Consider the following 11,117-nt stretch of genomic DNA (forward strand, 5'->3'; position numbering starts at 1 on the left):
CGTCGCGTGGCCATTCGCCGGTAACGCGGGCTGCTACAGGCGGATGCCGCTTCCCTTGTAGGAGCCAGCCTTGCTGGCGAAGCGCTCCAGCGCAAACAGCAGCATCAGCCCCGGTACCAGCGCCAGCAACCACCAGTGCAGGTTCAGCACCAGCAGCCCGAGTACTTCGCTTGTGCTCCAGGTATTGCCGAACGCGGTGGAGAACAACTCGCACAGCAGCCAGGCACTGACGGCCGCAACGGCAGCAAACACGCCGCCCAATACGCGGCGCCGGCGGATGATGCTGCCCAGCAACACGAACAGCAGCATTCCGGGTACACAGAACAGCGCCAGATCCAGCGCGCTGTTGTCGGAATCGCCCAGATAGGGCAGCGACATGCTGAAGGGCGTTTCGCGCAGGCTTGCGGTCATCGCCAAGATGAACAGGTAGCCCACCAGCACCAACCCCATGCTTTGCAGCGCTCGAATCAGCAGCAGGCGCACCCTCATCGACGAAGCCCCGGCAACAGGTCGAGCAGGCCGTTCGGCAGCAGTGCGCGAAGGTTTGTACTCAGACGTTCGCGATGCTTCTGGTAGAGCAGGCCAAGGCCGATGACCCCCAGGCCGATCATGCTCAGCACTACCGGGAACAGCAGCGAGTCGGCGAATACGTCATACGACAGGTAGCCAAGGTAGGCCGAAACGCCCATGGCCCCGAACACCATGAACAATGGCCGGCGCAGCAGCACGGCGACCGCCATCAGCCCCAGGTTGATCAGGCAGTACAGCGCCTTGCCGAACTCGCTGTCACTGTCCATCGAGGTCAGCCCGCCCCAGAAGGCCAGCAGCCCGGCCAGATAACCCCAGAACGCATAGTCCTCGCGGGTTCGGCCATCGATGCCGAGGAACACCAGCAACAGACCGAGGCCGAACCATAGCGAAACCTTCTGGCGTTGCGCCCAGTTGAACGGCTCGCCGTAGATCCACTCGGTCAGGTCCATCGACATGAACCACAGCGCCACGGCGATGGGCATCACGATGAACGGGAAGGGGATCAGGCGCAGCATCAGCAGGCCGGCGATCACGGTGGCCGCTTCCATCAGCAGCCAGCCGCCCTGCACGTAGGTGTAGTAGCTGTGGTAGTGAGTCTGGGTATCGTCCAGGGGCCAGAAGCCGGTAAGGCGCTCGAGGGCGAACACCGCCAGCGGTACGATGCTGACCGCCACCGCTGCCAGCAGACCGGCAGGAATACGCTGGCCGCGGCGCTGAAGTGCCAGGCCACCGCCAGTCAACACCGCCATGTAGGCCAACGCGATCAGCAACAGTGCGCTGTCGCCGATGCGCATCCAGGCCTCGCTCAGCAGCCAGCCCATGGCCCCCATGATCAGCAGGGCGCCGAAGTAGAACGCGACATGGGCCAGCTGGAAACTGGGCCGTTGTGCGGGCTGGCGCTTGAGGAATTCAAGCAGGGCCTTGTCCTGGCCCGGGTTCAGTACGCCGGCATCGACGGCGCGGGCCAGGTCCCTGGCATCGAAGTGTTCCATCAGATTCGATAGGTGCTCTTGGTCATGACCTTGGCCATCAGGCTCATGCCGAACTTGACCGGTGCGGGGAAGCGAAAGCCGCCGGCATCCAGTGCCGACTCGGCGTGCTGCTCTTCATCAACGCGCATCTGTTCGAGGATTGCGCGGGACTTTTCGTCCTCGGCCGGGATCTGTTCCAGGTGCTCGTCCAGGTGCTTGCACACCTGGTGCTCGGTGGCCGCGACGAAACCGAGGCTGACCTTGTCGCTGATCAGGCCGGCGACAGCGCCGATGCCGAACGACATGCCATAGAACAGCGGGTTGAGAACGCTCGGGTGGCTGCCCAGTTGGCGGATGCGTTGCTCGCACCAGGCCAGGTGGTCGATTTCTTCCTCGGCGGCATGTTCCATGGCCTTGCGTACCTGCGGCAGCTTGGCAGTCAGGGCCTGGCCCTGGTACAGCGCCTGGGCACAGACTTCACCGGTGTGGTTGATGCGCATCAGGCCGGCGACGTGGCGGGTCTGGTCGTCGCTCAGGTCGGCGTCTGGCTGGATGATCGCAGGCGACGGGCGGGACGGTTGGCCGCTGAAGGGGAGCAAGGTGCGCATGGCGGTATCGGCCTGCAGCAACAAGCGGTCGAGCGGCGAATAGTGACGTTCGGTAGCCATCGGGCACCTCCGCAAGAATGTGCCCGACAGTTTAACCCAATCCAGATGACAGGGCTTGCGTTGGATCAGCCCGGCGGCCAGGTCATCTGGCGCTGGCCGAGCACGTGCATGTGGATGTGGTAGACGGTCTGTCCACCCTGCTCGTTGCAGTTCATCACCACGCGGAAACCTTCCTCGCAACCCAGTTCCCGGGCCAGTCGCTGGGCGGTGAACAGGATATGACCGGCCAGACCCTTGTCTTCTTCGGTGAGGTCGTTGAGGGTGCGGATCGGCTTTTTCGGGATGACCAGAAAGTGCACCGGCGCCTGGGGGGCGATATCGTGGAAGGCCAGAACCTGGTCGTCCTCGTAGATGATCCTGGCCGGAATCTCCCGGTTGATGATCTTGGTGAACAGAGTTTCCACAACGCTTGCTCCATGGTGGGGTTCGGGCTTGAGTGTACTCAGGCGCCGCTTGCTCGCCCAGTGCCGATTCGCTTCAGCGTGGGCAGTAGGCCCGGTTGATTGCGCCGGCCAGCTTGCGCGCAAGCCAGCGCGACAGCCAACGCGGGCTGGCGGCCAGCCAGCGGTTGCGCCGACCGGGGATGATCAGTGCGCGGTTCTTTTCCAGTGCGCGCACGGTGTACAGGGCCACTTCCTCGGGGCTCATGCAGCGGTTGCCGTTGTCCAGCCGGGGGATGCGCCGCAGCGGCGATCGAACCGGGCCGGGGCATAACACCGAAACCTTGATACCAGTCTGCTTGAGTTCTTCGCGCAGGCCTTCGGAAAAATGCAGCACATAAGCCTTGCTCGCCGCATAGGTGGTCATCCAGGGGCCGGGGGCGAAGGCGGCTAGCGACGCGACATTGAGGATCTGCCCGCCACCCTGCACCGCCATCGCGTTGCCCAGCGCATGGCACAGGCGGGTGAGGGCGAGGATGTTGACCTCGATGATGTCCTGCTCGTCGCCCCATTCCTGGGCCAGGAAGTGTCCGTAGGTGCGGATGCCGGCGCAGTTGACCAGCAGGTCGATCTGCCTGTCGCCTTCCTCGAGCTCCAGCAGAAAGCCGGACAGGCGCAATGGCTCGCCCAGGTCGCAGGCGCGCAGTAGCACTTCCACGCCGAAGCGCTGGGTCAGTTCCAGGGCGATGCTTTCCAGCAGATCGCGCTGCCGGGCCACCAGTATCAGGTTGCGCCCCCGGCGCGCGAGGGCCTCGGCCAATGCCAGGCCCAGGCCACTGGAGGCGCCGGTGATCATGGCGTAACGGGTCATGCAATTCTCCAATCGGCAGGGGGCGGTGCGGCTGGCGCCTAGTTTACAGACTGGAGCAGGTAAAGGCTGCGGTCAGCCGTTGAGGGCAGTCATGTAGATACCCCACGCCATGAACGGTATCCACAGCGAGGCCACCACGATAACCGCCTTGGTGTTGGGGGGCGGTGGCGGCCCGTAACGATTGCTGGCGGGGTTGCCGGGAATCAACAGCAGGGCCAGGAAAACCAGGTTGCCGATGTAGTAGGGGATCAGGGTCAACAGGCTGTACCAGCCATTGAAGCCCAGGTCGTTCATGCGCCGGGCGATGAACACCAGGCTGAAGATCTTGGCGGCCAGCAACATCGGCACGATGGCGGCGGCCAGGTCTTTGGAGAGCGAGGACATCAGTGCAACCAGCAGCACTGTCCCGAACACTGCGCCAATCAGCACCAGGCTCCAGGCCAGTAGCCGCACCCTGCCAATGCGGCCGCGCACGCTCATGACCCTGAGCTTTTCGTTGTTCAGTTGAAGGGGGTTGATGTAGGTGTCGCGCATCGGGCTTCCTTTGCCGTTGAGAGTGGTTCAGCCAGGCCGGTGCTGGCCCAGCTGGATCGCCGCGGCCTGGGCCTGGCGATATTCGTGGTCGAGTCGAGCGATCAGTTGATCAACCGTGCCCAGGCTGTCGATGGCGCCGACGCCCTGGCCGGCGGACCATACGGTCTTCCAGGCCTTGGCCTCGTCATCCAGTGGCTTGAGCCGGCTTTCGCCCGACTTGCCCAGAGCGTTGAGGTCGAACCCGGCGTTTTCCAGGCTCTGGCGCATGAAGCTGGCCGGCACCCCGGACACTGCGGCGGTGTGGATGATATCGGCTGCCTTGGCATCCAGCAGCATTTGTTTGTAGGCGTCAGGCGCCTGGCTTTCGGTACTGCCAATGAAGTGGGTGCCCATGTACGCGAGATCCGCGCCCAGCAGTTGCGCGGCCAGAACTTCGTGACCGCTGTTCAGGCAGCCTGCCAGCAGCAGCGTCTTGTCGAAGAACTGGCGAATTTCGGCAATCAGGGCAAAAGGACTCCACGTACCGGCGTGACCACCGGCTCCCGCCGCCACGGCGATCAGGCCGTCCACGCCGGCCTCGGCGGCTTTCTCGGCATGGCGCCGGGTGGTGACGTCATGGAACACCAGGCCGCCATAGCCGTGGACGGCATCGACCACTTCCTTTGCCGCACCCAGGCTGGTGATGACGATGGGCACGCGGTGCTCGATGCAGATCGCAAGATCGGCCTGCAGGCGCGGGTTGCTGGGGTGCACGATGAGGTTCACCGCATAGGGCGCGGGGTTGTCGAGCCCGGCCAGGCCCGCCTCTATCTGCTCCAGCCAGGCCCTGAAGCCGGCACTGTCACGCTGGTTGAGCGCCGGGAAGCTGCCCACCACGCCATTGCTGCAGCAGGCCAGGACCAGCTGTGGATTGGAAATCAGGAACATCGGCGCTACCACCACGGGCAGGCGCAGGCGTTGTTCAAGCAGGGCGGGCAATGACATGGCGGGCTCTCGGAGTGGAGGATCAGAACGGTTTGACCACGACCAGGATGACGATGAGCAACAGGATGACCACAGGCACTTCATTGAACCAGCGGAAGTACACATGGCTGCGGGTGTTTTCGCCGCGCGCGAAGCGCTTCACGTTGGCGCCGCACATGTGATGGTAGCCGGTCAGCAGAATGATCAGGGTCAGCTTGGCGTGCATCCAGCCCTGCTTGAGGAAGTCGGGGTTGAGGCTGAGCAGCCAGATGCCGAACACGAAAGTCGCGATCATTGCCGGGCCCATGATGCCGCGGTACAGCTTGCGCTCCATGGTGACGAAGCGTTCCTGGCTGATGGTGTCCTGGCTCTGGGCGTGATAGACGAACAGGCGAGGGAGGTAGAACAGGCCGGCAAACCAGCAGACGACACTGACGATGTGCAGGGCTTTGATCCAGAGAAACAGCATTTTTAGGTAGTCCTTCAGGTTCACGGTCGTCAGATAGTAGTGGCTTGTGTGTGCAGGCGTCACCCGAACGGTTGTTACCAAGGCTGTGGGCCCATATTATCCGTGGTTTTCCAGTCGGTTCGTTGAAAGGGGCAGGTATATGGTCAAGGTCGGTATCGTCGGCGGCACGGGTTACACCGGTGTCGAGCTGCTGCGTCTGTTGGCACAGCATCCACAGGCTGAAGTGGCAGTCATCACCTCGCGTTCCGAAGCGGGCCTGCCGGTGGCCGAGATGTACCCGAACCTGCGTGGCCACTACGACAACCTGGCTTTCAGCGTGCCGGACACCAAGACCCTGGCGGCCTGTGACGTGGTGTTCTTCGCCACCCCGCACGGCGTGGCCCATGCACTGGCCGGCGAGTTGCTGGCAGCCGGCACCAAGGTCATCGACCTGTCGGCCGACTTCCGACTGCAGGACGCCGATGAGTGGGCGCAGTGGTACGGCCAGCCCCACGGCGCGCCAGAGCTGCTCAAGGATGCGGTGTATGGCCTGCCGGAAGTGAACCGCGAGCAGATCCGCAGCGCCCGCCTGATCGCCGTGCCGGGTTGCTACCCCACCGCGACCCAGCTGGGGTTCCTGCCGTTGCTGGAAGCGGGCATTGCTGATGCCTCTCGCCTGATTGCCGACTGCAAGTCTGGGGTCAGTGGTGCGGGCCGCGGTGCCAGCGTTGGCTCGCTGTTCTGTGAAGCCGGTGAAAGCATGAAAGCCTACGCGGTGAAAGGCCACCGCCATCTGCCCGAGATCCGTCAGGGCCTGCGCCGGGCAGCCGGTGGTGATGTCGGCCTGACGTTCGTGCCTCACCTGACGCCGATGATCCGCGGTATTCATTCGACCTTGTATGCCACCGTCGCCGACACCTCGGTCGACCTGCAGGCGCTGTTCGAAAAACGCTACGCCAATGAGCCGTTCGTCGACGTGATGCCAGCCGGCAGCCACCCGGAAACCCGCAGCGTGCGCGGGGCCAACGTATGCCGCATTGCCGTGCATCGCCCGCAAGGGGGCGATCTGGTGGTGGTGTTGTCGGTAATCGACAACCTCGTGAAGGGGGCCTCGGGCCAGGCGGTACAGAACCTGAACATTCTGTTCGGTCTGGACGAGCGTATGGGCCTGTCCCACGCCGGGCTGCTGCCTTAAGGCGCAACCGGCAGGCTGCAAGCGGGCATAGGGCGGCATTTGCCGCTTGTCGCTTGCGGCCTGCCGCTGCTTCTATTGTTGACCGATTTTCTCGGAGAAGCGGATAATGCGCGTCATCACGCATTAAGGCGGCAACAGCGCCGGGAGAAAGTCAGCATGAGCGTCGAATCCTTCACCCCCACGATTTTGCAATTCACGCAGGGTGCCGCGCACAAGGTGAAGACCCTGGTCGATGAAGAGGGCAATGATCGCCTCAAATTGCGCGTGTTCGTGACCGGTGGCGGTTGCTCGGGCTTCCAGTACGGCTTCACCTTCGACGAAGATGTGGCTGAAGACGACACCATCGTCGAGCGCGAGGGTGTTGCCCTGGTGGTCGACCCGATGAGCTTCCAGTACCTGGCGGGCGCGGAAGTGGACTACCAGGAAGGTCTGGAAGGTTCGCGTTTCGTCATCAAGAACCCGAACGCCACCACCACCTGCGGTTGCGGCTCTTCGTTCTCGATCTGAGTTACAGGCAGTACTGCTGACGCCGCGCCTCTGCGCGGCGTTTTGCTGTGTGCGTTCAGGCGGGGTAGATCGCGCCCAGAACGCGCAGGCCCTTGGCGCCAGTAACACTGGGGCGGTTGGCGGCGATGCCCTCCAGGCAGCAGTGTGCCAGCCAGGCGAAGGCCATGGCTTCCACCCAGTCTGGATCGACGCCGTTGATGGCAGTGCTGCTGACCCGGGCGTTGGGCAGCAGGCAGGCCAGACGCTTCATCAGTGTGCCGTTGTGGGCGCCGCCGCCACAGACCAGCAGCGCCTGGGTGGCTGTCTGCGCCGCCTGCAGCGAGCTGACGATGCTATGGGCGGTAAGTTCGAGCAGGGTGGCCTGCACGTCGGCATCGCTGCCGGGAGGCTGGCCGGCCAGGTGCTTGCGCAGCCATGTCAGGTTGAACACCTCGCGGCCGGTACTCTTGGGACCGGTGCCGGCAAAGAACGGATCGCTGAGCAGGCTGGCGAGCAGCCCGGGGATGACGTGGCCTGTGGCCGCCCAGGCGCCGTCGGCATCATAGCCGTGACCTTGTTTCTCGTTGATCCAGGCATCCAGCAATACGTTGCCGGGGCCACAGTCGAAGCCGCTGACCGGCTTGCCGGTCTCGATCAGGCTCAGGTTGCTGAAGCCGCCGACGTTGAGTACTGCCAGGCGCTCGCCCTGATTGTCGAACAGCGCTTCGTGAAAGGCCGGCACCAAGGGGGCCCCCTGGCCGCCGGCAGCCACGTCGCGGCGGCGAAAATCGCTGACCACTGTAATCCCGGTCAGCTCTGCCAGCAGCGCCGGGTTTCCGATCTGCACGGTGAAGCCCTGGGCAGGCTCGTGGCGAATGGTCTGTCCGTGGCTGCCAATAGCGCGGATATCTGCAGGCTGCAGGTGCTGTTCGGCCAGCAATTGCTGAATGCCCTTGGCGGCCAGTCTCACCCAGGCAGCCTCGGCCAGGGCGGCGCGGGCAATTTCGTCGGGGCCGCTGGCGCACAGCGCGAGCAAGTCGTCGCGCAGCGCCTGGGGCATCGGAATGTAATGGGTAGCGAGCAGCGTGAGACGCTGCTCCTGTCTGATCAAGGCGATGTCCAGGCCATCGAGGCTGGTGCCGGACATCACTCCCAGATACAGGGCCATGGCTTAGCGCTTGGCCGAGGCCAGCATGGTGGCCTTCTCTTGTTCCATGCGCGCCATCAGCGGCTGGCTTTGCTGCAGGAAGCGCTGGCGTTCAGCCTTGGCGATCGGATCGGCCATTGGCAGCTTCTGTCCGAGCGGGTCGACGTGCACGCCATTGACCTGGAACTCGTAGTGCAGGTGCGGCCCGGTGGACAGCCCCGTGGTGCCGATGTAGCCGATCACCTGGCCCTGCTTGACCGTGCCGCCGGTCTTGATGCCCTTGGCGAAGCCCTGCATGTGCCCGTACAGGGTCTGGTAGGTATTGCCGTGCTTGATGATCACGGTGTTGCCATAGCCTCCACGACGACCGGCCAGCAGTACCTTGCCGTCACCGGCGGCCTTGATCGGAGTGCCGCGCGGCGCTGCATAGTCGACGCCCTTGTGGGCGCGGATCTTGTTCAGGATAGGGTGCTTGCGACCTGCCGAGAAGCGCGAGCTGATGCGAGCGAAGTCCACCGGGGTACGAATGAACGCCTTGCGCATGCTATTGCCGTCGGCGGTGTAGTAGCTGGTGTTGCCCTGCTTGTTGGTATAGCGCACCGCAGTGAAGCTCTTGCCGCGGTTGGTGAAGCGTGCCGACAGGATGTTGCCGTTGCCGACCACCTTGCCATTGACCACTTTCTGTTCGTAGATCACGTCGAATTCGTCACCCTGGCGGATGTCCTGGGCGAAGTCGATGTCGTAGCCGAAGATGCGGGCCATGTCCATGGTCAGCGAATGGTTCAGGCCGGCACGCTGCGCGGAAGCCGACAGCGAACTCTTGATGACGCCGTGCACGTAGGCCGAGCGAACCACTGGCTTGGTGATTTCACGGTTGAAGGCATAGCCCTTGTCGCCCTTGGTCAGGCGGATGGTCTCAAGATCGCTGACCTTGCTATGCAGGCTGGCCAGTTGGCCCTCCTTGTCCAGTTCGATTTCCAGTACCTGGCCATGCTTGAGCTGGCTGAATTGCTTGGCCTGCTTGTTGCTGGCAAGCACCTCGTGCACCACATTGGCCGGCAGGCCGACCTTGGCGAACAGTGTCGACAGGGTGTCGCCACGGGCCACGGTGACTTCGCGGTGGCTTGGATCCTTGGCGGGTTCGGCAGTTGGGGTGGGTTCGGTCTTGGCGGTTTCTTCGGTGGGCGCGGGAGCAGTGTCAATCTGGGCGAACGGCGAGGCGGTGGTTTCTTCGCGGACGTCGGCCTGGGTGGTTTCCTGTTGCTTCAGCTGCTCGGCAGGGGATTCCAGCTCGAGGTTAAGGGTGGTTTTCTTGGCTTCGACCTCGCTGGAGGGGAACACCAGCAAGGCCAGGCTGAGCAGGGCGGCGATACCGCTGGCGGCCAACAGGTGGCTCTTCGGATAAAGCGGAGGCGCTTTAGTCGGTTCGTTGGTCATAGGTAGATTGACTTTGAAAAAGATGGATTGGAAAAGATGAATGACATGATGAAGATGAAATAACTGTATAAAATATAACCAAATCCCCTTCAGCGCAAGCGCGCAGACGTCATCAGTCGGGTGTGCGGTCACATCCGGGGCAAAAACTTGTATTTGATGGCTGATCTTGTATGGTTGGGGCCCTTTGAATCTGAGCCTTGCGGGTCTGTTATGAAGTCGGTTGAAGAGCAGCTAGCGCTGATCAAGCGTGGTGCGGAAGAGGTACTGGTCGAGGCCGAACTGGTCGAGAAGCTCAAGCGCGGGCAACCGCTGCGGATCAAGGCGGGTTTCGACCCGACTGCGCCGGATCTGCACCTGGGGCACACCGTCCTTATTAACAAGCTGCGCCAGTTCCAGGAGCTGGGGCATCAGGTGATCTTCCTGATTGGCGACTTCACCGGCATGATCGGTGACCCGAGCGGCAAGAGCGCCACGCGCCCGCCGCTGACCCGCGAGCAGGTGCTGGAGAACGCCGAGACCTACAAGCAGCAGGTGTTCAAGATTCTTGATCCGGCCAAGACCGAGGTCGCGTTCAACTCTACCTGGATGGACGCGCTGACCCCGGCCGACTTCATTCGCCTGGCTTCACAGTACACTGTGGCGCGCATGCTCGAGCGCGACGACTTCGACAAGCGCTATACCAGCAACCAGCCGATCGCGATTCACGAGTTCCTCTATCCGCTTGTGCAGGGCTATGACTCGGTGGCGCTGAAGGCCGATGTCGAGCTGGGCGGTACCGACCAGAAGTTCAACCTGCTGATGGGGCGCGAGCTGCAGCGTGGCTACGGCCAGGAGGCGCAGAACATCGTCACCATGCCGTTGCTCGAAGGGCTGGATGGCGTGAAGAAGATGTCCAAGTCGCTGGGTAACTATGTAGGTATCCAGGAAGCGCCAGGGGTGATGTACAGCAAGCTGGTGTCGATCCCTGATACGTTGATGTGGCGTTACTTCGAGCTGCTGAGCTTTCGCTCCATGGAAGAGATCGATGGGTTCCGTGCTGAAGTGGCTGCTGGTGCCAACCCGCGGGATATCAAGATCAAGCTGGCTGAAGAGATCGTGGCCCGCTTCCATGGTGAGGAGGCTGCGGCCAATGCCCATCGCGCAGCGGGTAATCGCATGAAGGATGGCGAGCTGCCGGAGGACCTGCCGCAGATCGACGTGCTGGCTGCCGAGGCCATGCCGATTTCTGCTGTGCTGAACAAGGCGGGCCTGGTCAAGAACTCGGCGGCAGCCCGTGATCTGCTGGCGGCAGGAAGCGTGAAGGTCGATGGTGAGGTCGTTGATCGTGGCTTCGTCTTCGAGCTGGGCTCCACCCATGTGTGTCAGGCGGGCAAGAAGGCGTTTGCACGTATCAGTCTGAAGGCTGAATAAAGAGAGGGCGGCGTAAGCCGCCCTTTCTATATAGAGAAGGGCTGGTTTGCTTTGTTTTGCGAAAGTTTCAAATTAG

Annotated in this window: 13 protein-coding genes; 3 read left to right on the plus strand and 10 right to left on the minus strand. The window is 62.8% G+C overall.

The annotated features are described in order from the left end of the window. Positions 1-33 precede the first annotated feature (33 nt). The 8 genes from DN388_RS18900 to hemJ form a co-directional block, all read right to left on the minus strand. Positions 34-489 (minus strand): hypothetical protein, encoded by a 456-nt coding sequence (locus DN388_RS18900; protein WP_196931968.1) that lies wholly within the window; start codon positions 487-489, stop codon positions 34-36. Then, positions 486-1,526 (minus strand): DUF2157 domain-containing protein, encoded by a 1,041-nt coding sequence (locus tag DN388_RS18905; protein WP_078480909.1) that lies wholly within the window; start codon positions 1,524-1,526, stop codon positions 486-488. The genes DN388_RS18900 and DN388_RS18905 overlap by 4 nt, the downstream gene beginning before the upstream one ends. Next, positions 1,523-2,170, minus strand: a complete 648-nt coding sequence (gene coq7 / locus DN388_RS18910) for a 2-polyprenyl-3-methyl-6-methoxy-1,4-benzoquinone monooxygenase (protein ID WP_054915949.1) — start codon at positions 2,168-2,170, stop codon at positions 1,523-1,525. Before coq7 ends, DN388_RS18905 begins: the two co-directional genes overlap by 4 nt. Before the next feature lie 65 nt (positions 2,171-2,235). After that, on the minus strand, positions 2,236-2,574 hold the full coding sequence (locus DN388_RS18915) for a histidine triad nucleotide-binding protein (RefSeq protein WP_116052334.1): 339 nt from the start codon (positions 2,572-2,574) through the stop codon (positions 2,236-2,238). Between the two features lie 73 nt (positions 2,575-2,647). Then, positions 2,648-3,421, minus strand: a complete 774-nt coding sequence (locus DN388_RS18920; protein WP_043859830.1) for an SDR family oxidoreductase — start codon at positions 3,419-3,421, stop codon at positions 2,648-2,650. 72 nt (positions 3,422-3,493) lie between these two features. Then, positions 3,494-3,955, minus strand: a complete 462-nt coding sequence (locus DN388_RS18925; RefSeq protein ID WP_052504188.1) for a DUF805 domain-containing protein — start codon at positions 3,953-3,955, stop codon at positions 3,494-3,496. Between the two features lie 27 nt (positions 3,956-3,982). Then, positions 3,983-4,939, minus strand: coding sequence for a nitronate monooxygenase family protein (locus DN388_RS18930; RefSeq protein WP_196931967.1), 957 nt, complete (start codon positions 4,937-4,939; stop codon positions 3,983-3,985). A gap of 22 nt (positions 4,940-4,961) precedes the next feature. After that, positions 4,962-5,387 (minus strand): protoporphyrinogen oxidase HemJ, encoded by a 426-nt coding sequence (gene hemJ / locus DN388_RS18935; RefSeq protein ID WP_043859832.1) that lies wholly within the window; start codon positions 5,385-5,387, stop codon positions 4,962-4,964. 139 nt (positions 5,388-5,526) lie between these two features. Between hemJ and argC the strand changes: the two genes are divergently transcribed. Together argC and erpA are read left to right on the plus strand one after the other, a co-directional pair. After that, a complete protein-coding gene (gene argC / locus DN388_RS18940) occupies positions 5,527-6,561 on the plus strand; it encodes an N-acetyl-gamma-glutamyl-phosphate reductase (RefSeq protein WP_043859833.1) in 1,035 nt (344 codons plus the stop codon). A gap of 156 nt (positions 6,562-6,717) precedes the next feature. Next, positions 6,718-7,068: an iron-sulfur cluster insertion protein ErpA gene (erpA, locus tag DN388_RS18945; protein ID WP_043859834.1), complete on the plus strand. Its 351-nt coding sequence runs from the start codon at positions 6,718-6,720 to the stop codon at positions 7,066-7,068. A 55-nt stretch (positions 7,069-7,123) separates the two neighbouring features. Here erpA and DN388_RS18950 read toward each other — a convergent pair whose 3' ends face one another. Further along, positions 7,124-8,215 carry an anhydro-N-acetylmuramic acid kinase gene (locus DN388_RS18950; RefSeq protein WP_255001621.1) on the minus strand — a complete coding sequence of 364 codons (1,092 nt, stop codon included), beginning with the start codon at positions 8,213-8,215 and terminating at the stop codon, positions 7,124-7,126. A gap of 3 nt (positions 8,216-8,218) precedes the next feature. After that, positions 8,219-9,631 carry a peptidoglycan DD-metalloendopeptidase family protein gene (locus DN388_RS18955; protein WP_255001623.1) on the minus strand — a complete coding sequence of 471 codons (1,413 nt, stop codon included), beginning with the start codon at positions 9,629-9,631 and terminating at the stop codon, positions 8,219-8,221. A gap of 210 nt (positions 9,632-9,841) precedes the next feature. Here DN388_RS18955 and tyrS point away from each other — a divergent pair, with 210 nt between their 5' ends. Then, entirely contained in the window at positions 9,842-11,041 is a 1,200-nt protein-coding gene (tyrS, locus tag DN388_RS18960; RefSeq protein WP_054915947.1) for a tyrosine--tRNA ligase, read from the plus strand. Positions 11,042-11,117: the final 76 nt, after the last annotated feature.

The sequence above is a fragment of the Pseudomonas sp. S12(2018) genome, assembly GCF_024355235.1.
In the GTDB taxonomy this organism is placed as follows: domain Bacteria; phylum Pseudomonadota; class Gammaproteobacteria; order Pseudomonadales; family Pseudomonadaceae; genus Aquipseudomonas; species Aquipseudomonas palmensis.

Bases quoted from the DNA above. Each gene is read 5' to 3' on its own strand.
- erpA (WP_043859834.1), top strand. From the start codon at position 6,718: ATGAGCGTCGAATCCTTCACCCCCACGATTTTGCAATTCACGCAGGGT.
- coq7 (WP_054915949.1), bottom strand. From the start codon at position 2,170: ATGGCTACCGAACGTCACTATTCGCCGCTCGACCGCTTGTTGCTGCAG.
- tyrS (WP_054915947.1), top strand. From the start codon at position 9,842: ATGAAGTCGGTTGAAGAGCAGCTAGCGCTGATCAAGCGTGGTGCGGAA.
- DN388_RS18955 (WP_255001623.1), bottom strand. From the start codon at position 9,631: ATGACCAACGAACCGACTAAAGCGCCTCCGCTTTATCCGAAGAGCCAC.
- hemJ (WP_043859832.1), bottom strand. From the start codon at position 5,387: ATGCTGTTTCTCTGGATCAAAGCCCTGCACATCGTCAGTGTCGTCTGC.
- DN388_RS18930 (WP_196931967.1), bottom strand. From the start codon at position 4,939: ATGTCATTGCCCGCCCTGCTTGAACAACGCCTGCGCCTGCCCGTGGTG.
- DN388_RS18920 (WP_043859830.1), bottom strand. From the start codon at position 3,421: ATGACCCGTTACGCCATGATCACCGGCGCCTCCAGTGGCCTGGGCCTG.
- DN388_RS18900 (WP_196931968.1), bottom strand. From the start codon at position 489: ATGAGGGTGCGCCTGCTGCTGATTCGAGCGCTGCAAAGCATGGGGTTG.
- DN388_RS18950 (WP_255001621.1), bottom strand. From the start codon at position 8,215: ATGGCCCTGTATCTGGGAGTGATGTCCGGCACCAGCCTCGATGGCCTG.
- argC (WP_043859833.1), top strand. From the start codon at position 5,527: ATGGTCAAGGTCGGTATCGTCGGCGGCACGGGTTACACCGGTGTCGAG.
- DN388_RS18925 (WP_052504188.1), bottom strand. From the start codon at position 3,955: ATGCGCGACACCTACATCAACCCCCTTCAACTGAACAACGAAAAGCTC.